The 22,161-nt window shown below is 70.4% G+C and carries 20 protein-coding genes; 11 read left to right on the top strand and 9 right to left on the bottom strand.

Annotation, left to right across the window (positions count from 1 at the left end; all coding sequences use genetic code 11):
• Positions 1 to 145: 145 nt before the first annotated feature.
• Positions 146 to 1,192, bottom strand: coding sequence for a rhamnogalacturonan acetylesterase (locus tag ABZ453_RS23190; RefSeq protein WP_359017184.1), 1,047 nt, complete (start codon positions 1,190 to 1,192; stop codon positions 146 to 148).
• Between the two features lie 201 nt (positions 1,193 to 1,393).
• Here ABZ453_RS23190 and ABZ453_RS23195 point away from each other — a divergent pair, with 201 nt between their 5' ends.
• Complete coding sequence (locus ABZ453_RS23195) at positions 1,394 to 3,073, top strand: rhamnogalacturonan lyase B N-terminal domain-containing protein (RefSeq protein WP_359017186.1); 1,680 nt, start codon at positions 1,394 to 1,396, stop codon at positions 3,071 to 3,073.
• A gap of 2 nt (positions 3,074 to 3,075) precedes the next feature.
• Here the strand turns inward: ABZ453_RS23195 and ABZ453_RS23200 are convergent, their stop codons facing one another.
• The gene (locus ABZ453_RS23200) at positions 3,076 to 4,485 is read right to left on the bottom strand and encodes an RICIN domain-containing protein (RefSeq protein WP_359017188.1); all 1,410 of its coding nucleotides are present in this window, start codon (positions 4,483 to 4,485) and stop codon (positions 3,076 to 3,078) included.
• 1 nt (position 4,486) lies between these two features.
• On the bottom strand, positions 4,487 to 5,584 hold the full coding sequence (locus tag ABZ453_RS23205) for a glycoside hydrolase family 43 protein (RefSeq protein ID WP_359017190.1): 1,098 nt from the start codon (positions 5,582 to 5,584) through the stop codon (positions 4,487 to 4,489).
• A gap of 58 nt (positions 5,585 to 5,642) precedes the next feature.
• On the opposite strand from ABZ453_RS23205, the gene ABZ453_RS23210 reads away from it, so the two are divergent.
• Both ABZ453_RS23210 and mmuM read left to right on the top strand, forming a co-directional pair.
• The gene (locus tag ABZ453_RS23210; protein ID WP_359017192.1) at positions 5,643 to 5,894 is read left to right on the top strand and encodes a hypothetical protein; all 252 of its coding nucleotides are present in this window, start codon (positions 5,643 to 5,645) and stop codon (positions 5,892 to 5,894) included.
• A 448-nt stretch (positions 5,895 to 6,342) separates the two neighbouring features.
• The gene (mmuM, locus tag ABZ453_RS23215; RefSeq protein WP_359017194.1) at positions 6,343 to 7,275 is read left to right on the top strand and encodes a homocysteine S-methyltransferase; all 933 of its coding nucleotides are present in this window, start codon (positions 6,343 to 6,345) and stop codon (positions 7,273 to 7,275) included.
• Between the two features lie 228 nt (positions 7,276 to 7,503).
• On the opposite strand, the gene ABZ453_RS23220 is transcribed toward mmuM, so the two are convergent.
• On the bottom strand, positions 7,504 to 9,087 hold the full coding sequence (locus ABZ453_RS23220; RefSeq protein ID WP_359017196.1) for a carboxylesterase family protein: 1,584 nt from the start codon (positions 9,085 to 9,087) through the stop codon (positions 7,504 to 7,506).
• Positions 9,088 to 9,376: 289 nt separating this feature from the next.
• On the opposite strand from ABZ453_RS23220, the gene ABZ453_RS23225 reads away from it, so the two are divergent.
• Together ABZ453_RS23225 and ABZ453_RS23230 are read left to right on the top strand one after the other, a co-directional pair.
• Entirely contained in the window at positions 9,377 to 10,420 is a 1,044-nt protein-coding gene (locus ABZ453_RS23225) for a substrate-binding domain-containing protein (protein ID WP_359017198.1), read from the top strand.
• 215 nt (positions 10,421 to 10,635) lie between these two features.
• Positions 10,636 to 11,118 (top strand): carboxymuconolactone decarboxylase family protein, encoded by a 483-nt coding sequence (locus ABZ453_RS23230; protein ID WP_208783973.1) that lies wholly within the window; start codon positions 10,636 to 10,638, stop codon positions 11,116 to 11,118.
• 166 nt (positions 11,119 to 11,284) lie between these two features.
• Here the strand turns inward: ABZ453_RS23230 and ABZ453_RS23235 are convergent, their stop codons facing one another.
• Entirely contained in the window at positions 11,285 to 11,932 is a 648-nt protein-coding gene (locus ABZ453_RS23235) for a ThuA domain-containing protein (RefSeq protein WP_359017201.1), read from the bottom strand.
• A gap of 62 nt (positions 11,933 to 11,994) precedes the next feature.
• On the opposite strand from ABZ453_RS23235, the gene ABZ453_RS23240 reads away from it, so the two are divergent.
• Both ABZ453_RS23240 and ABZ453_RS23245 read left to right on the top strand, forming a co-directional pair.
• Entirely contained in the window at positions 11,995 to 12,546 is a 552-nt protein-coding gene (locus tag ABZ453_RS23240) for a hypothetical protein (RefSeq protein WP_359017203.1), read from the top strand.
• Between the two features lie 50 nt (positions 12,547 to 12,596).
• Complete coding sequence (locus ABZ453_RS23245) at positions 12,597 to 13,619, top strand: DUF5954 family protein (protein WP_359017205.1); 1,023 nt, start codon at positions 12,597 to 12,599, stop codon at positions 13,617 to 13,619.
• Here ABZ453_RS23245 and ABZ453_RS23250 read toward each other — a convergent pair whose 3' ends face one another.
• The gene (locus ABZ453_RS23250; RefSeq protein WP_359017207.1) at positions 13,620 to 14,294 is read right to left on the bottom strand and encodes a hypothetical protein; all 675 of its coding nucleotides are present in this window, start codon (positions 14,292 to 14,294) and stop codon (positions 13,620 to 13,622) included.
• 61 nt (positions 14,295 to 14,355) lie between these two features.
• Between ABZ453_RS23250 and ABZ453_RS23255 the strand changes: the two genes are divergently transcribed.
• Complete coding sequence (locus ABZ453_RS23255) at positions 14,356 to 14,988, top strand: VOC family protein (protein ID WP_359017209.1); 633 nt, start codon at positions 14,356 to 14,358, stop codon at positions 14,986 to 14,988.
• Between the two features lie 106 nt (positions 14,989 to 15,094).
• Complete coding sequence (locus ABZ453_RS23260) at positions 15,095 to 15,490, top strand: VOC family protein (protein ID WP_359017211.1); 396 nt, start codon at positions 15,095 to 15,097, stop codon at positions 15,488 to 15,490.
• Here the strand turns inward: ABZ453_RS23260 and ABZ453_RS23265 are convergent.
• Positions 15,479 to 16,159 carry a DUF6597 domain-containing transcriptional factor gene (locus tag ABZ453_RS23265; protein WP_359017213.1) on the bottom strand — a complete coding sequence of 227 codons (681 nt, stop codon included), beginning with the start codon at positions 16,157 to 16,159 and terminating at the stop codon, positions 15,479 to 15,481. The genes ABZ453_RS23260 and ABZ453_RS23265 overlap by 12 nt on opposite strands.
• A 33-nt stretch (positions 16,160 to 16,192) precedes the next feature.
• Positions 16,193 to 17,131, bottom strand: coding sequence for an AraC family transcriptional regulator (locus ABZ453_RS23270; protein ID WP_359017215.1), 939 nt, complete (start codon positions 17,129 to 17,131; stop codon positions 16,193 to 16,195).
• Between the two features lie 72 nt (positions 17,132 to 17,203).
• On the opposite strand from ABZ453_RS23270, the gene ABZ453_RS23275 reads away from it, so the two are divergent.
• Complete coding sequence (locus ABZ453_RS23275) at positions 17,204 to 18,049, top strand: NAD(P)H-binding protein (protein WP_359017303.1); 846 nt, start codon at positions 17,204 to 17,206, stop codon at positions 18,047 to 18,049.
• A gap of 4 nt (positions 18,050 to 18,053) precedes the next feature.
• On the opposite strand, the gene ABZ453_RS23280 is transcribed toward ABZ453_RS23275, so the two are convergent.
• Complete coding sequence (locus ABZ453_RS23280; RefSeq protein WP_359017217.1) at positions 18,054 to 19,190, bottom strand: YihY/virulence factor BrkB family protein; 1,137 nt, start codon at positions 19,188 to 19,190, stop codon at positions 18,054 to 18,056.
• A gap of 493 nt (positions 19,191 to 19,683) precedes the next feature.
• On the opposite strand from ABZ453_RS23280, the gene ABZ453_RS23285 reads away from it, so the two are divergent.
• Entirely contained in the window at positions 19,684 to 22,131 is a 2,448-nt protein-coding gene (locus ABZ453_RS23285; protein ID WP_359017305.1) for a Pls/PosA family non-ribosomal peptide synthetase, read from the top strand.
• Positions 22,132 to 22,161 lie beyond the last annotated feature (30 nt).

Raw genomic sequence — 22,161 nt, forward strand, 5'->3', positions numbered from 1 at the left:
CGGAGAAACGACCCTGCTCGGGGAAACGACCCGGCTCGAGGCAAGTACGGAGGCACGGCTCGGGAAACAACGGGGATCACGCCGTCCGGATCACCCGGAGGGGAGACCTGGGGCGCCCCGGTTCCGGTCGAGACGCCCCAGGCGTTCATCCCACCCGCACCAGGCCCTTCGGCACCAGGTGCTGGGCGAGAAGTCCGTCACGGACAAGGCCCGCGTACACCGTCGCGCCGTGCACGGAGGTGTGGGTGTTGTCCTTCTTCTCGTTGTAGAGGTAGATCGCTTCGGAGCCCTCGACACCCAGGGACTCCACCAGCGCCTTCGTCCTCGCGGTCAGATCGATCAACGATACGTGCTCCGCGGCCGCCACCGACCGGATGACCGCGGGGTGGTCCACACCGAGACCATTGACCAGCAGCGCTGTGTTGTTGTTCAAGGTGCCGTCCGCATTGAACCACCGCCGCACGATCGGCGTCACCAGGACCGGCTTTCCGCCCTTGTCCCGCACCCCGGCCACGAGGGTCTCCAGATTGGCCCGGTAGGTCGCCCCGTCGGTCGTCTTGTCGTTGTGCGCCAGCTGGATCAGTACCAGGTCACCGGGGCGGATCAGGGGCCGCACCGTCCCCCACAGCTGCGGGTTCCCCAGGTACGTGACCGTACTCTCGCCGGAATCCGCGTAGTTGGCCACCGACACACCCTTGCGGAGGAACTGCGGGAGCTGCTGACCCCAGCCGGAGTAGGGGTCGGCGGGCTGGTCGCAGACCGTGGAGTCGCCGACGAGGAGGATCTGGCGGGTGTGCCGGGCCGCCGGGGTGACGCGAATGCCCGCCAGGGCGGGGGCCGAGCCGCCAAGGGCCAGGTCCAGGCCGGGAGTTCCGTCGGGGCCCGTCGGCTCGCCCTCCGGCGTACGGACGTTCACGGAGAAGCTGCGGGCCACGCGCTCGTCGGCCGCGGCGGGCGTCTCGGGGAGCAGGGAGCGGCGGGTCTCGCCGCTGATGCCGGTGCTGGACGCGGCCTCGCCGCCGAGCAGGACGGTCACGTCGTAGGTGCCGGGCGGCACGTCGAAGTGGCAGGCGGTGGCGGTGCAGTGATCCAGGCCGAGGGGCTTTGTCGCCTCGTGCGCCTGGGCCGGCGTGGCGGTCAGTCCGGCGCCGAGGGTCAGCGCCGCCAGCACGGTCAGCTTGAAACGTCTCATTCGCGCATCCCTCCGAGGGAACGACCGGAACGACTTGGCCTGGCCGCTGGACCGTACCGCCACTGGCAAGCGCTTTCCAGTCCTCAAGCCGATTTCACAAGACTGCCAACCTCCATCAAGCGAAAGCCCTTTCGCGAAATCGATTCAACTGTCACCCTGCCAAGCACTCGCACCCCTACGGCTCATGAAGGAGGCACCCCCATGTCCGAAACCGCGAACAGACCGGTCGGCCGCCGCACCTTCGTCCTCGGCACCGCGGCCGCCGCGGGCACCGCCGCCCTCGCCGGTCCGCTCGCCGGCTCCGCGTCCGCCGCCGCATTCGGCTGGAGCGACGACGGCTCCAACTACGTCATCGACACCGGCGCGAGCCTCGTCTTCAAGGTCAGCAAGACCAACGGCGACCTGACCTCGCTGGTCTACAAGGGCACGGAGTACCAGGGGTACGGCGGCAAGAACTCCCACATCGAATCCGGCCTCGGCACCTCGACGGTGACGATCGGTCAGTCCGGCTCGAGCATCCTGGTCTCCGTCACCCACGGCACGCTCAAGCACTACTACGCGGCCCGCAGCGGCGAGAACAACATCTACCTGTGGACCAACAAGGCCGACGACTCGGTTTCCGCAACCCGTTACATCGTGCGCGTCAAAGCCGGGATGTTCCTCAACGACGAACCCGACAGCTATACGTACACGACGAGCACCGTCGAAGCCTCGGACGTCTTCGCCAAGTCCGACGGCCAGACCCGCTCCAAGCACTATTCCAAGCTGCGGGTCATCGACTACGACTACATCGGCTGGACGACGGGAAGCGTCGGCCTGTACATGGTCCGCTCCAACCACGAGAAGGCCTCCGGCGGCCCCTTCTACCGCTCCCTGCTGCGCCACCAGAGCGCCGACGGCGGCGGCCTCTACGAGATCCTCTACTACGGCGAGAACCAGACGGAGTCCCAGCGTTTCGGCCTCCAGGGCCCCTACGTCATCGCCTTCACGGACGGCGGCGCGCCCTCGTCGTCGCTCCACCACGCCAACATCAGCACCGCCTGGGCGGATTCGCTCGGCATCTCCGGGTACGTGCCCTCGAGCGGACGCGGAAAGGTCGCCGGCGTCGGGATCACCGGACGCGACACGGCGTACCCCTACACGGTCGGCCTCGCCAACTCGGCCGCGCAGTACTGGGGTTCGGCGCGCTCCTCCGACGGCTACTTCTCCCTTCCGCGTGTGCTGCCGGGGACGTACACGCTGACCGTCTTCAAGGGCGAACTGGCCGTCCACAGCGGCTCGGTGGTGGTCACCGCGGGCGGCACGACCACACTCAACACCATCGCCGTCCCGTCCTCGAACGACCCGAGCAACGCGAGCGCGATCTGGCGCATCGGCGACTGGAACGGCTCGCCCAGCGGGTTCAAGAACGCCGACCTGATGACGTACGCGCATCCGTCCGACGTCCGTGCCGCCCCCTGGACCGGCAACGTGGTGATCGGCAGCGGCAGTGAGACGTCCGCCTTCCCCTGCTATCTGTGGAAGGACGTCAACAGCGGCATCGTCGTCCACTTCAAGCTGACGGCCGCCCAGGCCGCCGCGGCGCACACCCTGCGGATCGGGGTGACGACGGCCTATGCCAACGGCCGGCCGCAGGTCGTCGTCAACGACACCTGGACCTCCGCCGTCCCCTCGCCGCCCGCGCAGCCGAGCACCCGGTCGCTGACCGTGGGCTCCTACCGGGGCAACAACCACACGTTCACCTACAGCGTGCCGGCGTCCGCCTGGCTGACGGACACCAGCGCCTACAACACGCTGAAGATCTACGTGGCGAGCGGCTCGGGGTCGACCTCCTATCTGAGCGCGGGCACGTCGATCGACGCGATCGATCTGCTGATCTGACGTCAGGTGCCGCGTGTCCACTGCTGGTTGGTGCCTCCGTTGCAGGTGTACGTGATGATCGCGGCGGAGTTGGCGGTGGACGCGCCGGACACGTCCAGGCACTCACCACTGGCGCGGGCCTTGATGTTCACGTAGGAGCCCGAGGTGACGACCGACCACTGCTGGGCGGTGGCGCCGGTGCAGTTCTCCTGGGTGACACTGGCGTCGTTCTCCTGCAGGCACAGGGAGCTGCCGCGGCCCATCAGCTCGTAGTAACCGGTCCCGAGGTCCTTCAACCACCACTTCTGGTTGGTGCCGCCGTTGCAGGTGTACTGGCTGATCGCGACGCCCTGCCACAGGGACTGGTTCGCCACGTCCGCGCACTTGCCGCTGTGCCGGGCGACGAGCGTGTTGTACGTGGCGCTCGTCCCGCTGATCGTGCCGGCGGTGGTGTCGACGGTGACCTCGGGGTACCAGGACATGGACATCGAGGTGGAGGTGGGGAAGGTCAGCGGCAGCCAGACGTAGCGGGAGTCGTTGACCGTGCCGCCGAAGGAGTTGCCCCACCGGTCGCCCATGTAGAGGTACGAGGTGCCCGAGGTGCCGGTGACCGTCAGGACGTAGGCGGTCTGGGAGTTGTAGGCCGTGGAGTCGCCGACGTTGGTCCAGGAGGTCCAGGGGCCGGAGAGGCTGGTGGCGGTGGCGTACTGCTGCTGGTTGGCGCTCCAGCCGGTCGCACCCGAGGTCAGCATGAAGTAGACGCCGCCCCGTTTGAACAGGGCCGGGGCCTCGCGGTGGCCGCCGGGCCAGGGGTTGGCGACCAGGTCGGCGATGGCCGTGTAGTCGGCGGTGAGCCGGTAGATGTGCAGGTCGTAGTTCTCGTTGGCCGCTGAGACCATGTAAGCGGTTCCGTCGGTGTCGACGAACGTCGTGATGTCACGGGACATGTACTGGCCCAGCGGCTGGAAACTGCCCTGGTAGGTGTAGTTGCCGTCGACGGTGTCGGAGACGGCGACGGCGGCACGTGCCTCGCTGTAGTCGACGCCGTTCTCCTTGTGCATCCACATCACGAACGTGCTGGTGGAAGCGTTGTAGATGACTTTCGGGCGCTCGATGTAGGCGGTGCCCAGTTCGGTGGCGGAGGACTGGGTCAGGACGTGGTTCCTGAACTCCCAGTTCTTCAGGTCGGCCGAGCGGTAGGCGTCCACGTACCGGAAGGTGTTGTCGGCGTTGCGGTCCTCACCGAACCAGTAGTAGTAGGAGCCGACCTTGATGACGCCGCCGCCGTGGGCGTGGACCAAGGCGCCCGAAGTGTCGGTGAACTGGGTGCCGTTGGTGATCGTCTGGGCGGCCGCCTGGGCGGGGCCGGCGGTGGCGAGGGCGCCGAACAGGCCCAGGCACAGGGCGAGCAGGACCGCGTACGCACGTCTCATGTCACGCACTCTCCTTCACGGAGTCGGCGGCCGTGTCGGCCACGGGGATGCCGAAGTGGGGGGTGCCGTCCGGGTTCCAGCCGAGCCGCTGGATCCGGGTGTGGCGGTTGGGGTCGTTCAGGGGGTCGCCGGTGATCTCCTTGTACTGGCGCGCGTGGTAGACGAGTACGTCGCTGCGGCCGTCCTCGGCGACCGTGAAGCAGTTGTGGCCGGGGCCGTACTGCTGGGTCGTGTCGTTGCTGGTGAAGACCGGGACCGGGGACTTCGACCAGTTCGCGGGGTCCATGAGGTCGGCGTGCGCGTCGGCCGTCAGCAGGCCCATGCAGTAGTGGTGGTCCGTGGCGGACGCCGAGTAGGACAGGAAGAGCCGGCCGTTGCGGGTGAGGACGGCCGGGCCCTCGTTGACCTTGTAGCCGACGCACTCCCAGTCGAACTCAGGTGTGGACAGCCTGACTTGCGGCCCCGTCAGGGTCCAGGGGTTCGCCATCCGGGACAGCCACAGGGCGGTGTTGTTGTCCATGCCGGGCTCGTGCTGGGCCCAGACGAGATAGCGCGTTCCACGGTGACTGAAGGTGGTGGCGTCGAGGGAGAAGGTTTCCCAGGCCGTTCTCACCTGCCCCTTCTCCACCCAGGTTCCCTCGAACGGATCGGGATCGGCGTTCTCCAGGACCCAGATGCGGATGTCCCAGACGCTTTCGGCGGGCGCGGAGGCGAAGTACACGTACCACTTGCCGCCGATGCGGTGGATCTCCGGCGCCCAGATGTGCGCGCCCATCGCACCGGTGGCGTGCCTGGTCCAGATGACCGACTCGGCGGCCGTCGCCAGCCCGTCGAGGGTGCGGGAACGGCGCAGGACGATCCGGTCGTACTCGGGGACCGTCGCCGTGAAGTAGTAGAAGCCGTCGCCGTGGCGGTGGATGTACGGGTCGGCGCGCTGCCGGACGAGCGGGTTCACGAACGGGGCGGCCTTCCCGTTCGGCGCGGCGGTGGCCGGGGTGGGGGTCGCCGCGAGGGCGCCCGCGGCCAGGGCGGCTCCCTTCAGCATCAGTCGGCGGGTGGGGGGATGGAGGCCTGCGGGCAGGTCGTCATCGCGGCTCATACGGCTTGCCTCTCGGGGTGTTCGAGATGTGTGTTCGAGATGTCAAACGACATCTGTCATGACGAACGCCGAAAAGGTAAGGGTGTGGAACGAGGAGGTCAACGGGTCTGACGCGACGGACAGGAAGCGCTTTCGACACGGTCCGCCGGGGCGCCGATCTTCTGTTGTCGCCGCTCCGCCCCGCGCCACCGCCGACGTGCTCGCCGACCGGGAGATCACGGTGATGGAGAACACCGGGAAGTCGAGGACCGTCGGCATGTTCGAAGGCATGAAGGAAGGGGCACGGCTCGAACTCGCCGACACGACGTAGCGGGTCAGCTACCGGGGCGGCGACGGCAACGACGTCGTCCTGCCGCCGTGAGCTCCGCCGGGCATTCGCCCGCGGTCCGCTCGGGCAGTCCGTCCGGTGCGTCGGTGGTCACCGGTCCTCGCACCGCCAACACCGTGAGCAGCGGGCTGGGTTGGTGGCCCAACGCGCTGGCGGTCGGGCTGCTGATCGGGCTCGCGGTACCCGCGGTGAAGCCGCGTGGAGGCCGGCGGACGGGCGGGCGGCATGCGGCACAGAATCAGGCGTGCGCGGGCCGCGGGTCGCCGGAGCCGCCCGAGCCGTTCGCCGCGGCTCCTTGCGCGGGAGACTCACCGTCCGCCCGGAGCCTCTGGCCATCCCAGGCGGGGAGCGCGAGCGCGGGCCTCCGCTGCCCATTGAGTGGACACGATCGGGTGTGGGTTCCGGTTCCGCCTCGACTACCGTCAAGGGCATGACCAGCGACACCACCCTCGCCACGGCCCTCGCCGCCGGCCCCGTCGTGCTCGACGGCGGCATGTCCAACCAGCTCGAGTCCGCCGGGCACGACCTGAGCGACGAGCTGTGGTCGGCCCGGCTGCTCGCGGAGCGGCCCGAGGCCATCACCGAGGCGCATCTCGCCTACTTCGAGGCCGGCGCGGACGTGGCCATCACCTCCAGCTACCAGGCCACCTTCGAGGGCTTCGCCAGGCGCGGCATCGACCAGCAGCGAGCGGCCGAACTCATCGCGCTGAGTGTGGGGTTGGCTCGCGAGGCGGCCCGGCAGGCACAGGCGAAGGGAGTGACGCGGCCGCTGTGGGTCGCCGCTTCCGTGGGACCGTACGGGGCGATGCTGGCGGACGGTTCCGAGTACCGGGGGCGGTACGGGCTGAGCGTGGCCGAGCTGGAGGCCTTCCACCGGCCCCGGCTTGAGGTGCTCGCCGGGGCCCGCCCCGATGTGCTCGCGCTGGAAACGGTTCCGGACGCCGAGGAGGCTCGGGCGCAGGTACGGGCGGTACGGGGGCTGGGGGTACCGGCCTGGCTTTCCTACACCGTGGACGGCGACCGAACCCGCGCCGGGCAGTCGTTGGAGGAGGCGTTCGCCCTGGCGGCCGAGGCGGAGGAGATCGTCGCGGTGGGGGTGAACTGCTGCGCGCCCGGCGACGTCGACGGCGCGGTCGAGATCGCCGCCCGGGTCACCGGCAAGCCCGTCGTCGTCTATCCCAACAGCGGGGAGGCGTGGGATCCCGAGGCCCGGTCGTGGCAGGGGCGGTCGTCCTTCACACCGCAGGAGGTCGCGGGGTGGCGGGCGTCCGGGGCGCGGCTGATCGGCGGGTGCTGCCGGGTGGGGCCGGAGGCCATCGCCGGGATCGCCGGGGTGTTGAGCGGCGCCGACGAGCATCTCTAGCGGGTCTCTGGCCGGGCACGCACGTCGTCGTACGGGACTCGGTGGCACCGCCTGCCTCGTTGCGGCGCCGGGGCGTGATCCAGGGGACGCCTGCGAGGGCGCCGGGCGCTGGCGACGTCTGCGTCGGATTCGGCGCCGCAGAGCCGTAGGGCCGTAGCGTCCTACCGCCGTAGCTCCGGCGGCGTGCTGAAAACGGTCTCGCGGCGCACCCCGCGCCAGGCCGACGCGTCAGTGTCGCCGTGCGGCGGCCGAGCGGCGCAGGCGGCGGACCGCCGAGCGCAGTTCCACGGTGCGCAGGGGTGCGCCGTCGGACACGCCCGCGGTCACGGGCTCCGGGGGCGCGGGCTCGGCGGCCGCCCACAGGGCGAGCTCGACATCGCGCGGGCCGAGGGTGGTGCGCGGCTCGCCCGCGTCGAAGATCCGTACCGGATGGGTGGCGTCCCAGCGCTGCCAGCCCGGGTCGCCGTCCGTGGCGAAGCGCACCCATGCGCCGTGCATCGCATCGGCCAGCTCCTGCGGCGCGCCCTCGCCCGCCAGCTTGCGCGATTCGGGCACGTCGCCGCTGTCGAAGACGAAACCGAGCTCCAGCGCGTGGCAGGAACCGAGGCCGGGGAGGTTGGAGGGCCAGGCGAACTCGTAGACGTACGACGCCTCGGAGCGGGCATCGGCCAGCTGGTGCATCGGGATGCGCAGCAGGTGGTCGGTGACGATCTGGCCGACTGTCTCGGCGGTACCGGCCTCCGGCTGGAGGGCGCGGTAGCCGCGGGGGACCTCGGTGCCGCAGTGGCAGCGGGCCATGGCGCCGGCGAGGGCGACGGCGCCGAGCCGGTCGACGCGTTCCAGCAGCCCTCCGGGGACGAGCCAGAGGCGGTACTCCTCGCTGGTCCAGCCCAGCATCAGGTCGACGCCTCGGGCCGCGCCGCCGTCGACGAGCGCCTCCAGGGGGTCGCACGGTACGAGGTCGCCGTCGACGACGATGCCGAAGGAGGGGCCGCCGAGCACCGGACTGCTCAGTTTGCCGACCTCGGCCTGGGTGCGCAGCAGCAGGTCACGGTCGACCTCGGCGAAGGCGGCCGCGGTGGCGGGGATCTTCAGCCGGGTGGCCATGCGGCGCACCATCCGCCGTACCTTGTCCCGCTCGAACGCCTCGGGCGGCCCGCTCTGCAGGACTGCCCGGCGTACCAGCCCCTGCGCCTGCGGGGCGGCCAGAAGGGCGCCGATGCTGATCGCCCCCGCGGACTGCCCGGCCAGGGTGATGCGGTCGGGGTCGCCGCCGAATGCCGCGATCGACTCGTGCACCCACCTGAGGGCGGCGAGCTGGTCGCGCAGGCCGGGGTTGGCGGGGGTGTCCGGGAACAGGCCGTAGCCCTCGACTCCCAGTCGGTAGTTCACCGAGACGAGGACGACTCCGTCGCGTGCGAAGGTACGGCCATCGTAGACCGGCACGGCGGAGGAACCCCTGGTCAGAGCGCCACCGTGCAGCCAGACCAGCACCGGGAGCCGGGCACCCGGGCCCGGCTCGGGGGTCCACACGTTGAGGTTGAGGCAGTCGTCGCCCGGCACGACGGGGTCGGACAGGTATTTCTCGAAGGCCTCGGAGTACGGCGGTTTCGGCGGGGTGGGCCCGAAGGCGCCGGCGTCCCGCACCCCGTCCCACGGCTCGGGCGGGAGGGGTGGGCGGAACCGGTGCGGGCCGAAGGGCGGCGCGGCGTAGGGGATTCCGCGGAACACCGCGATCCCGTGCTCGTACCGGCCGCGGACCGCTCCGTAGGGAGTGCCGACCACGGGATGTTCCTGGACTGCTGCCGTCATGTGCCCACCAGCCTCCTCACCGCGCTGCTGCACCGGTAACAACAGAGCACCACAGATTGCGGTGATATTCCGGCGCAGAGCGCTGTTCGGCGGCTGCTCCCGTAACGCTCGTAGCGCCACAGAAGCCGCCGTTACGTTCGAAGTTTCGAAAGTCCGGGGCCGTAGAGACCTTGCGAAGTCCTGCCTCTTCCCGTGCTCACCCGGTGAACCTAGGGTGGGAAGCGCTTACTGCTTTCGCGTTGGTCGAAACTTTCCATGGCCCTCGGGCGGGCCGGAGAGGTGGTCCCCGATGGTCCGTACCGGGAGTGCGAGCGTGGCCACCGGTCCGACGCTGGCCGTGGTGGCCCGCGAGGCAGGGGTGTCCGTGCCGACGGCTTCCAAGGTGGTCAACGGCCGGGAGGACGTGGCCCCGGAGACACGCCGCCGGGTGACCGAGGCGCTGGACCGGCTCGGCTATGTCCGCAGACCGCGTTTCGACGCGGCGAAGGTACCGGGCCTGGTCGACCTCGTCGTGCACTCGCTGGACAGTTCCTCGTCGGGCGCGGTGCTGCACGGAGTGGAGGCCGCGGCGCACGACGCCGGGCTGGAGGTCGTGGTCTCGGCGGGGCTCACCCGGACCCGGAGCGGGCGACCCGAGCGGGGCTGGCTGGACAAGCTCATCGCGCGCGGCTCGTCCGGGGTGCTGTTCAACCTGACCGAACTGACGCCGTCCCAGTACGCCTGGCTGGACCAGCACCGCATCCCGTACGTGCTGATCGACCCGGTGCTCGAACCGCCCACCGGTGTGGTGTCGGTGGGCGCGGCGAACTGGCAGGGCGGGGTGACGGCGACCGAGCACCTGCTCTCCCTCGGCCATGAGCGGATCGCCGTGATCGCCGGACAGCAGCGCAGGATGTGCGGCAGCGCCCGGGTGGCCGGCTACCGCTCCGCGCTCGCGTCGGCCGGGGTGCGCCACCGTCCCGAGTACGTCCGGCACGCCGGTTTCGACGAGGCGGTCGCGCACCGCCGCATGCTGGACCTGCTCGACCTGCGCGAGCCGCCGACGGCGGTGTTCGTCTGCTCGGACCGGATGGCGCTGGGGGTGTACGGGGCGCTCGCCGAGCGCGGTCTGCGGGTGCCGGACGACATCAGCGTGGTCGGCTTCGACGATCTCCCCGAGTCCCGATGGGCCAGCCCCGCCCTCACCACCGTCCGCCAACCGCTGGCGGAGATGGCGGCGACGGCCCTGCACCTGCTGGTCCGCATGATGGAGGGCGACCGCCCGGAGAGCACCCGTACGGAACTGTCGACACGGCTGGTGGAACGAGCCAGCACGGCGCGGCCGCGCGGCTGAGGGGCGGCGCGGGGGGTGGGCCGGTGGTATGTGACATAGCACTGGCCGCCTCGCCGTCAGTGGTATGTCACATACCACTGTCCCGCCCGCCCGGTGATATGTGACATAGCACTGTCTCCCGAGCGCGAGACGCACGTCACACCCCCCGCTGTCACACCGAACCGCCCCACCCCGTCAAGGAGGTGTAACCACCGAAACGGCAGAGGGAGTTCATCGTGGAAGCTCGCTTGAACCTGCAGAGCCTGTTCAACGACCCGGTCGCCGGCAAGGTCCTCAGGAGTCTCAACGCGGCAGGCAAGGCGCTGTCGGAGTCGACGCTGCCGGCCGCGACCCAGGAGCTGGTCAAGCTGCGCGCCAGCCAGATCAACGGCTGCGCGTTCTGCACCGACATGCACTCCAAGGACGCGGCCGCGGCGGGTGAGACGGCACAGCGCCTCCACCTGGTGGCGGTCTGGCGGGAGGCGAAGGTCTTCACCGAGGCCGAGCGCGCCGCCCTGGAACTCGTGGAGCAGGGCACCCGGATCGCGGACGCGGCGGGCGGGGTCACGGACGAGGCCTGGGCGAACGCCGCCAAGCACTACGACGAGGACCAGCTGGCCGCCCTGGTGTCGGTCATCGCCCTCATCAACGCCTACAACCGGCTGAACGTCATCGTCCAGCAGCCGGCCGGCGACTACGAGCCCGGCATGTTCGGCTGACGCTCGCCGGAGGGCTCACGGGGGCCGCCGTGCACGGGGAGCGCGCGGCGCACGGCGGCACTCCTGCGGGTTCGCACCGTACTCCTGCGGGTTCGGACCGTACTCCCTGCGGGTGCGGGCTGACGCCCGTGGGTTGGTGGGACGCGGTCGGACGAGCCCGGCGCTGTTAGGCCCGCCGCGTCGCCCACTCGATGCCGCCCAGCAGATGGGCGCGGAAACCGGTGTCGTCGTAGGCCTCCGCGGCATGCCCCAGTGCCGTGTAGAAGACCCGCCCGGCGCCCTGCTCACGGCACCAGACCAGCGGATGGTCGTCGCCCATGCCGCCGCCGTGGTACGACGACTCGTCGGCGCGGACGAGGATGCGTGCCGAACCGCGGGGGTTGGCGCGGAAGTCGTACCACTCGTCGGTGAACTCCCAGACGGCCGGGAGGTGTCGGGTCGCGGGATGGTCGCGGTCCTCCACTACGGCCTTTCCCGGCTGGTACTCCGGGTGCCGGTCGAACCGGGCGCCCAACAGCTCGCCGTAGTAGGGCCATTCGTATTCCGTGCAGGCCGCGGCGTGCACCCCGACGAATCCGCCGCCTGACTTAACATACCCCGAGAGCCGCTCCCGTCCCTCCGGGGTGAGCACCTCACCACTGGTGGAGAGGAAGACGACGGCCGCGTACCGGTCCAGGGGCTCCTCGAGGGCCGCCGGGTCCTCGCCGTGGTCGACGTCGAAGTCCCCCAGCGTGCGTACGGCGGCGACGGCGGCCGGGATGGAGTCGTGGCGGTAGGCGGTGGTGCGGGTGTACACGAGGAGTCGGGGGATCATGGCATCCGAGCCTAGCCGCGGGGGTGCGCGGTGGCCTGGTGCCATGACAACTGGGGGTTTCCATGTCGGTGAGCGAATACCGAAGAAAGCCCGTGTGGCCCTATGCGCTGATGTGGTCGGCCGTGGGGCTGGCCGTCCTGGTCGCTTGCGGTACATGGGTGTTCGGCGTCTACAGCATGTCCGATCCGGCGACGTCGTTCCTCGTCGGCATGCGCATCGACGGCTCCCGCGTCTCGGTCAAGGCCCCGACCTGCCCCACCGACAGGGTGGGGACGGTCGAGGTGTACGACAGTGACTCGGAGAAGCTGCTCTGGCGGGCGCGCGGCCCGAGGACCGTGGAGGGGCGGCGCGGCTCCTTCACTCTCTGGAACGCCGACGACTTCCTGAAGCCCGGGGCGCAGACGCAGCCCGGGAAACTGCCCAGGTACCTCGACGTCTCCGTCACCTACGCCGGTGGCGACGACGGGACCGGAGACGTGTTCGATCTCCGCAAGGTCAGGGCCGCTCATCTCACCGACGGCCAGTACTGGACGACCGGCGGCCCACGGACCGCCGCGCAGATCGACGCGCAATTCTCCTGCAGGACCGGTGAACCGGCGCAACAAAGCCACTAGTTGGGCCGTTTCGTCCTCCGGCCGGGACCCGTCCCCGCGACAATGCGTGCATGAATGACGACTGGCGGCAACAGATCGACGCGCTCCACGACGAACTGGTCCGTCGTGACGACCCCGCGGCGTGGGTGCGGGAGCACGACGCGATGGAGGCATCGCTGCGGTATCCGCACTTCGCCCTGCGCGGACCGGTGTTCGGGGTGGCGGTGCGGGATCCGGCGGCCGGACCCGAGTGGCGCGTGCTGAAGCCGGTGGTGGACGGGATGCCGCAGGTGGCGCGGGACGGGCTGCAGTCGTATCTCTTCTTCCGCGCCAAGGACGAAACCGACGACCGCGTCGAGCGTCGTGAACTGCTGACCGCCGTCGACGTGTTGACGCGGGAGTCGGTGAACGAGATCGAGGTGTGCGGGGTGCGCTACCGCGTGGTGCGCGGGGACGAGTTCACCCGGGCCGGTGAGGACGGGCTGGAACCGCCCCGGCCCACCGACCGCGAGCCGCTGGAGCGGTCCTGGGGGCGTGCGGGGCGGGACACCTCGTCGCGGGATGTCGGGTTCGTGCTCGACCCGGAGCGCGCCGACGGCCCGGCCGCCGGTGCGCTGCGGCTGGGGCTGCGGAACTTCGTCTACGTCGGCGACCGCTTCCCCGGCGAGGTGATCACGGACTCCGAGCGGTCCGTGACCACCCACCCCGAGCTGGTGCTGCTGCCCACGGGCTTCGGTGTGGTCGAGCGGGACACCGACGGCGGCTGGCAGCCGCGCGGCACGCTTCTGACCACCCCGCACGCCGCCCGGCGAATGCTCTACGACGGCATGGCCGAGACCTGGGCACTGCTGTTCGGGTTCGACGAGGCCAAGAAGGCCCGTTACGCCGAGGCGGCCGAGGTGTTCCGGGCCCTCGGCCGCGCCGACGAGTTCCTCGTCGACGACCGGCTGTTCAGGATCTGCCGCATCGAGCGCCTGCTGCGGATGGGACCGGACGGCCCGGAGCCGCCGCGCCCTTCGGATGTGGACGAGTACGGCCCCATGAAGATGCATCCGACGATGGACGAGGACGGCAACCTCACTTACGACGACTGATCAACAGCCCTCGCAGGGAACGCTGTTGTCGGGTGCTCCGTCGCCGTTCGACGGCAGGTCGCCACGTCTGACAGGCTCCGAGGAGGTCGCCCCGGGTGCGGGGGCGGGCGGCAGCAGACCGTCGAGTTCGGCGACGGAGGGCCGGTGGACGGCGAGGGCGGCCTTGCGCAGGGTCTCGCGCGGTACGCCGGAGCCGCTGAGCAGGATGGTGTAGCCCTGTTTCGGCACCGCGTACCCGTGCCAGGTCCCGGCGGTGCGGTACCAGTCGTCGCCGTCGCGCGTGCACTTCGTGCGGCCGTCGGACGCGTCACTGCCGCCGACCGGCTGCTGGGCACAGGTGCCGGGGGTGAACGTGACCCGGTCGACACGGAGTTCGATCTGGGTGCCGGTCCGCTGCGACCAGTAGGCGGCCAAGAAGCCGTCGTCGCCGGACACGCCCACGGACTGCGGGGCGAGGGTGTAGCCGGGGGACTGGGTGACATAGACGAGTTCCGGGGCGATGCCCAACGCCTTGGTGCGCGAGGCGAGTTCGGCCGGGTCGGCGGCCGCGGTCGAGGTGCCGCCACCGGGTCCGGTGCCGGCCGACGCCTTCTCGGTGCCGCAGCCGGTCAGCAGCAGCGCGGGCAACAACAGCAGCGGCGGCAGGACGCGCACGGTGCGCCAGGCACGGATCATGCCCCCATCCTGCCGCACAGGTGTTCCACAGCGGAGCCGGTGCTGCGTAGTGTCGGCTGCGATGAACGCCATCCCCGCACATCTGGACCACCTCGTCCTCGCGACCCCCGATCTGGCGGCGACGGTCGCCGACTTCACCGAGCGCACCGGTGTGGAGCCCGCTCCCGGCGGTGCGCATGTCGGGCTGGGTACCCGCAACCACCTTGTGTCGTTGGGTGGTTCGCGCTACCTGGAGATCATCGGTCCGGATCCCGAGCAGATGCGGCCGGACGGTCCCCGCCCGTTCGCGGTCGACGAGCTGGCCTCGGCCCGGCCGGTGACCTGGGCCATCAGCCCGCCCGACCTCGACGCGGCGGTGGCCGCGGCCCGGGCCCGGGGCTACGACCCCGGTGACATCCGCCCGATGAGCCGTCGCCGCCCCGACGGCACCCTTCTACGGTGGCGCCTGACCGACGGCGACACCCAGCACCCCTCAGGCCTGGTGCCGTTCCTGATCGACTGGGGGTCGTCCGTCCATCCGACCGCCACGGACCTGCCCACCACTCCCCTGCTGGAGCTGTCCGCCAGCGCCCCCGACCCGGACGAGATCCGCCCGCTGCTCTCCGCGCTGAACGCCGAACTCGCGCTGGTCCAGGGCCCGTTGGGCATCACCTTCACGGTGGGCACACCCCTCGGCCCGGTCACGTTCGCGTGAGCCGTGAGCCGTGAGCCGTGAGCCGGCACATCCGACCACCGGCCCACCGCCCACAACGTCCGATTCCTTCAAGACCATCGGCGTCCACCCTGCCTACGGTGGCCCCATGACTCCACATTTCGCCGTGATCGGCGTGGTCGCCTCCGACATGGCGGCCTCGCTCGCCTTCTACCGTCGCCTCGGCCTCGTCTTCCCGGAGGGTGCCGAGGAGCAGCCCCATGTCGAGGCCGAGCTGCCCGGTGGGCTGACCCTCGCGCTGGACACCGAGGAGACCATCCGCTCCTTCCACGCCGGATGGCGGCCGCCGAGCGCCGGCGGCCGGATCTCGCTGGCCTTCCGGTGCGGGGCACCGGAAGAGGTGGACGCCGTGTACGAGGATCTCGTCGGCGCGGGTCACCACGGCGAACTCAAGCCGTGGGACGCGTTCTGGGGCATGCGGTACGCGGTCGTCCACGACCCGGACGGCAACGGCGTCGACCTGTTCGCCCAGCTACCCCAGTAGCTCGCCGAGCGGCAGCCCCGCCAACTCCCGTACGTCCCGTGCCAGATGGGCCTGGTCCGCGAACCCGGCGAGTGCGGCCGTCTCCGCGAACGGCACGCCTCGCCGGGCGAGCTTCAGGGCCCGCTGCAGGCGCAGCACCCGCCCGAGGGTCTTGGGTCCGTATCCGAAGGCGGTCAGTGCCCGTCGATGCAACTGTCGTACACCGAAGCCGAGTTCATCGGCGACGGCAGCTACGGGCCGTCCCGCGTCGAGGGCGGTGACCAGGTGCCGTAGCAGCGGATCGGGCGGTTCTTTGTCCGCCGCCATGCCCAGGGCGAGTTTTTCGAGACCGCTTTCTGGATCACCGGCCGCATTCACCAGGGCGGTGAACCGACGAACCTCGGAAAGGGGGCGCAAATCGACGAGTTCAACGCGCCGGTCGCGCAATTCGTGCGCGGGTACGCCGAGTAGAGCGGGTGCGGTGCCGGGGTAGAAACGGATTCCCGCCCATATTCCGGCGGAACTCTCGGCGACATAGGCGCGGGTATCCGGTCCCGCGACCCATAGCCGTCCCTCGTGCCAGAGCAGATCCATGCATCCGTCGGGCAGCACGCGTCCCAGGCCGGCCTCGGACGGGGTATTCGTCCAGAGAACCGCCCCACTGAGCGAAGACGACCTCTCCCGGTACACGGGGATCAGCCTACGCGCCCGCGATCCGTGCCTCTAAGGGGAAACCCTTTGCCGGAACTCCGCCGGGCTCACCCCGTAAACCCTCTTGAACGCGCTGGACAAGGCGAACGCGCTGCCGTAGCCCACCCGCCGGGCGATCGCCTCCAGCGTCCCCTCGCCGTCGCGCAGCGCGTCCGCCGCCAGGGCGAGCCGCCACCCCGTGAGGTAGGCCATCACCGGCTCCCCCACCAGCTCGCTGAACCGCCGGGCGAGCCCCGCCCGCGACACCCCGGCCTTCGCCGCCAGCGAGGCCACCGTCCACGGATGGGCGGGATCGTCCTGCACGAGTCGCAGCACCCGCCCGACCACCGGATCCGCCAGCGCCCGGTACCAGGCGGGGGCCTGCGCGTCCGGCCGGGAGAACCACGCGCGGAGCGCGGCGATGACCAGCAGGTCGAGCAGGCGGTCCAGGACCACCTCCTGCCCCGGCTCGTCCCGTACGACCTCCTGCATCAGCAGCGGCGTCAGCGGGCACTCCCACACGTCGGCGGTGAGCGAGACCAGCGGCGGCAGTGCGGCCAGCAGCCGCCCGCTGATCTCGCCGCGCATCAGATACGTCCCGATCAGCATCACCGCCGACCCGTCGGGGCGGTCGCCCCAGGTGCGCACGCCCAGGTCCATCGAGCCGTTCAGCGGCCGCCCGTCGGGACAGAGGCACTCGGCGCCCGGCAGGATCAGCGCCTGCGGCTCCGTGGCGGGATCGTCGCCGCAGGTGTAGGGGTCCGGTCCGCGGGCGATGGCGAGGTCGCCCGCCCGCAGCCGTACGGGATCGCCTTCCTCGGGTGTGATCCAGGCGTCGCCGCGGACCATCAGCATCACCGTGAGCGGGGCGCGGTCCTCGACGCGCACGGCCCACGGCGGGTCGAAACAGGCACGGATCATGAAGGCGCCACGCGCGCGTGGGCCTTCCAGCAGGCCGGCGAGAGCGTCCATGCGGTCAGCGTAGACGCGGGCACATGGGAATGAGCCGTTCAGCGATGGTCGCTCGTCGGGCGGGGCAGTTCACTGGCTGCCACGACACAGAACACGCGGAACACGACGGTTGTGGTGACCGGTGCCTCCGGTCGTACGGGACGGCGCGTGGCCGAGGCCGCGCCGGCCGCGGGGCTGACCGTGCGGGCGGCCTCACGGGCGCAGGGGTTCGACTGGACGGAGCGGTCGACGTGGGCGGACACGCTGCGGGGCGCGGACGCGGCGTATCTCGTCTGTCCGACCGACGTCGGTTCGCCCGAGGCGGCGCGGCACGTCGGGCTGTTCGCGCACGAGGCGGTCGGGCTCGGTGTGCGCAGGCTGGTGCTGCTGTCGGCGCGGGGCGAGGAGCGGGCGCGGCCCACCGAGGAGGCGCTGCGGGAGTCGGGGGCCGACTGGACGGTCGTACGGGCCGCGTGGTTCGCGCAGAACTTCAGCGAGGGGCCGCTGGTGGAGGGGCTGCGGCAGAGCGGGGAGTTGGTCTTTCCGGGAGGTGCGGTGCGCGAGCCGTTCGTGGACGTGCGCGATGTCGCGGAGGTGGTGGTGGCGGCGCTGACGGCGGGTGAGCGGTACGTGGGGCAGGCCCTGGCCGTTTCCGGGCCGCGGCTGCTGACCTTCGGGGAGGCGGTCGCGGAGGTCGCGCGGGCGGCGGGGCGTGAGCTGTCGTACCGGGCGGTGCCGGCGCGGGAGTACGGCGCGCGTCTGGCCGGGTTCGGGGTGCCGCCGGAGGAGGTCGAGTTCCTGGTCGAACTGTTCGAGTCGCTCCTGGACGGACGGAACTCGTATCTGTCGGACGGGGTCCAGCGGGTGCTGGGGCGCGAGCCGCGCGATTTCGCGGACTTCGCCGGGGAGGCAGCGGCGGCGGGCACCTGGAAGGTGTGAGCGGTCAGGACCCTTCGGGCTTGTGCGGCGGGTGGGTGCTCTTGACGTGGGTGCGCAGGCGTGAGGTGACGTCCTCCGGCGGCAGGAAACGCGACCAGCGCTCGGGGAACTCCGAGGGCATGTCGGGGTCGTCGGGGTCGCTCTCCAGGCCCGCGGCAGTACGGGCCACGTGCTCGGCCAGCTGCGCCTCGCGCAGGCGTTCGTTGGCGGCGCGGGCCGCGGCCGTCGCGGCGGCCGGCCAGACCCGGTCGATCGCCGCGTTGACCGCGGCCCCGACGAGCACCGCGAAGGCGCCCACGCCGATCCACAGCAGCACGGCGACGGACGCGGCGAGGGAGCCGTAGATGGTGGCTCCCTCGATGGTGTGCGTGATGTAGATGCGCAGCAGGAAACTGCCCAGCACCCACATGGCCAGGGCCACCAGGGAGCCGGGCACGTCCTCGATCCAGGGGGAACGCACGGGCACGGACACGTGGTAGAGCGTGGTGAGGAAAACGACCGACAGGACGATGACGACGGGCCAGTACAGCACCTGCACCAGCGTCTCCGACCAGGGCACGATGCGTACGACGGCGTCGGGGCCCGCCACCATCAGCGGCAGCGCGATCGAGCCGATCACCAGCCCCACGATGAACAGCAGGAACGACATCACCCGGGTCTTGACGATGCCGCGCACGCCGTCGAGGCCGTACATCACGGTGATGGTGTCGATGAACACGTTCACCGCGCGCGATCCCGACCACAGGGCGAAGAGGAAACCGACCGAGATGACGTCGGGGCGGCCGCCCCTGACCACGTCGTGCAGGATCGGCTGGGCGATCTCGGTGACGCCCTTGTCGGAGAGCACGGTGCGGGAGGCGTCCAGGATGTTGCTCTGGAGGCTGCTGATGGTGTCGGTGCCGGTCCAGGCGTCGACGTAGCCGAGCAGACCGATGAGGCTGAGCAGCAGCGGCGGCACGGACAGCAGCGTGAAGAACGCGGCCTCGGCCGCGAGGCCCAGGATGCGGTACTCCATGCAGGAGTTGACGGTGTCCTTGATCAGCAGCCAGGCGGTCCGGCGCTTGGAGACGTTCCGGTAGAGGGCACGCGCCCGGTGGAGGCGGCCGGAGGGCCGCTCGGAAGGTTCACTTGCTGGCTGCACGACCTAACGGTATCCGCCGTGCGCGGGTCCACTCATCCCCTGGCCCCGGGGTTCGCACCGGCAACACGCCGGAAACGGATCGTCGACAGATCCGCCTTTTTCTGTCATGTCCGCGTTGGCCGGATTGCTCCCCCATCATTCCGCCGTCTTTGTAAACGGCACACGTCGCCCCGTTGATCGACGTTTCCACCAGGTCCGGAAATCGCCAATGACCCGAACCCTCTTGAAGCGTGCATGAACTTTCCGAAACAATTCGGACCGTATTCGTTGTGCATGCCGAGGACGGCTCAGGCGCACACGACACGGGGGACATCAGTGGTCACGAACAGAACTCATCCCTTTCGCCTGACCACTCATTTCACTTCCGCACCAATTCGGACCCTGTCGTGAACGGCGGGCGGGACGACACCGTACTCCTCTCCAGGAAATTCCCATGGGAACCGAGCGAGCCGCAAAAGGCGTAAGGCATGTAAAACCGTAAGGAGCGCTCGTGGTGGGAAAAGTCGAGACGGTCACCGAAAACGTCCTGGCCGAGGTGCTGGCGGGTGTCGTGCGCAGGGAGCACATCCCCGTCGACAGTCACTTCTTCGACGATCTCGGAGCCAACTCACTGGTCATGGCGCACTTCTGCGCCCGGGTCCGCAAACGGCCGGACCTGCCGTCGGTGTCGATGAAGGACGTGTACGGCCATCCCACGATCCGCAGGCTCGCGGCGGCCCTCGACACCGTGCCCGCACCCGCCCCCTCCCCTGCCGACGTCGAGGCGGAAGCCGAGGCGCCCCTGCCCGGCAGCACTCCGCGCTACCTCCTGTGCGGCACCCTGCAGTTCCTGTTCTTCGCCGGGTACTGCCTGCTCGCCGGGGTGGTCCTGGGCCGGGGCTACGAGTGGATCTCCGCCGTGGACGGGGTGGTGGACGTCTATGCCCGCTCGCTGGTGTTCGGCGCGGCGGTGTTCGCGGGGGCGTGCCTGCTGCCGGTGGCCGCGAAATGGCTGCTGGTGGGGCGGTGGAAGGAGACCGATTTCCCGGTCTGGAGCCTCGCCCATGTGCGTTTGTGGACGGTGAAGGCGCTGCTGCACGCCAGCCCCATGATCCTGTTCACCGGCAGCCCGCTGTACGTCCTCTACCTGCGCGCCCTCGGCGCCAGGATCGGCAGGGGCGTCACGATCCTGTCCCGCTCGGTGCCGGTCTGCACCGACCTGCTGACCGTCGGCGCCGGTTCGGTGATCCGTAAGGACGCTTTCTACCTCTGTTACCAGGCCCGTGCCGGACGCATCCGCACCGGCCGGGTGACGCTCGGCAGCGAGGTGTACGTCGGCGAGAAGACCGTCCTGGAGATCGGCACGACGATGGGCGACGGCGCCCAGCTCGGCCACTCCTCCGCCCTCTACGACGGCGCGACGGTCCCGCCGGGCGAGCGATGGCACGGCTCCCCCGCCCAGCCCACCGACGTGGACTACGTCCGCGTCCCGCCGGCCCCCTGCTCCACCCTGCGCCGCGCGGTCTACGCCGCGGCCGGCCTGCTGCGGACGCTGCTGCTCTACGTCCCGCTGGCGGTGGGCGGAAGCTACCTGCTGCTGACCGTCGTCCCCGCCCTGGGCGCCCTGCTCGACCCCAGCTCCCAGGACCTGACCACGGCGCGCTTCTACGGCGAGGCACTGGGCCTGTCGCTCGCCGCCTACGCCGGCTACCTGGTCCTCGGGTTCGCCGCCGTATCCCTGCTGCCGCGAGCCCTGAGCCCGCTGCTGCGCCCGGACCGGGTCTATCCGCTCTACGGTTTCCACTACTCCGTGCAGCGGGCGATCGCCCGCTGCACCAACATCAAGTTCTTCACGTGGCTGTGCGGCGACAGCTCGTACATCGTCCCCTACCTGCGCGCCATCGGTTACGACCTCTCGCGGGTGGAGCAGACCGGCTCCAACTTCGGCACCGAGGTGCAGCACGAGACGCCGTACCTGGCCACCGTGGGCAGCGGCACCATGGTCGCCGACGGGCTGTCGATCGTGAACGCCGACTTCTCCGGCACGTCGTTCCGTGTCTCACGCGCGACGATCGGAGGGCACAACTTCCTCGGGAACAACATCGCCTACCCCAGCGGCGGCCGCACCGGCGAGAACTGTCTGCTGGCGACCAAGGTGATGGTCCCGCTGGACGGCGAGATCCGTCAGGGCGTGGGCCTGCTGGGCTCGCCCTGTTTCGAGATCCCGCGCTCGGTCGAGCGCGACAGCCGCTTCGACCATCTGCGTGAGGGGGCCGAACTGCGCCGCGGGCTCGCCCTGAAGAACCGGTTCAACCTTCGTTCCATGGGCCTGTTGCTGTTTCTGCGCTGGCTGGACTGGTTCGTGCTCGGGGTGATCGGCTTCACCGCCTTCGACCTGTACGGCACCCACGGCACGGCCGGCGGCCTGCTGATCGGTGCGTCCCTGATCGTCGGACTCGCTTTCAGTACCGGTTACTACGTGCTCGTGGAGCGGGTGATCGGCCGGTTCCGGCCGCTCTCGCCGAAGCTGTGCTCGATCTACGACCCGTACTTCTGGTGGCACGAGCGGCTGTGGAAGGTGCCCGACAACCACCTGGTCGTCTTCAACGGGACACCGTTCAAGAACCTCGTCTGGCGGGCGCTGGGCGTCCGGCTCGGGCGGCGGGTCTTCGACGACGGCTGCTACATCACCGAACGCACCCTCGCCACGATCGGCGACGACTGCACGCTCGCCGCACACACCAAGGTGCAGGCCCACTCCCAGGAGGACGGCACCTTCAAGTCCGACCGCATCACCATCGGTGCCGGCTGCACGCTCGGCACCGGAGCGCTCGTGCACTACGGCGTGTCCATGGGCGACGGGGCCGTCCTCGCGCCCGACTCCTTCCTGATGAAGGGCGAGGAGATGCCGGCCGGGGCGCGGTGGGGCGGAAACCCGGCGGTCGCGCCACGGCACGGCTGACCGGACGGCAAGGAAAGAAAACAGGGGGAA

It is taken from the genome of Streptomyces sp. NPDC005799, assembly GCF_040630525.1.
In the GTDB taxonomy this organism is placed as follows: domain Bacteria; phylum Actinomycetota; class Actinomycetes; order Streptomycetales; family Streptomycetaceae; genus Streptomyces; species Streptomyces griseorubiginosus_B.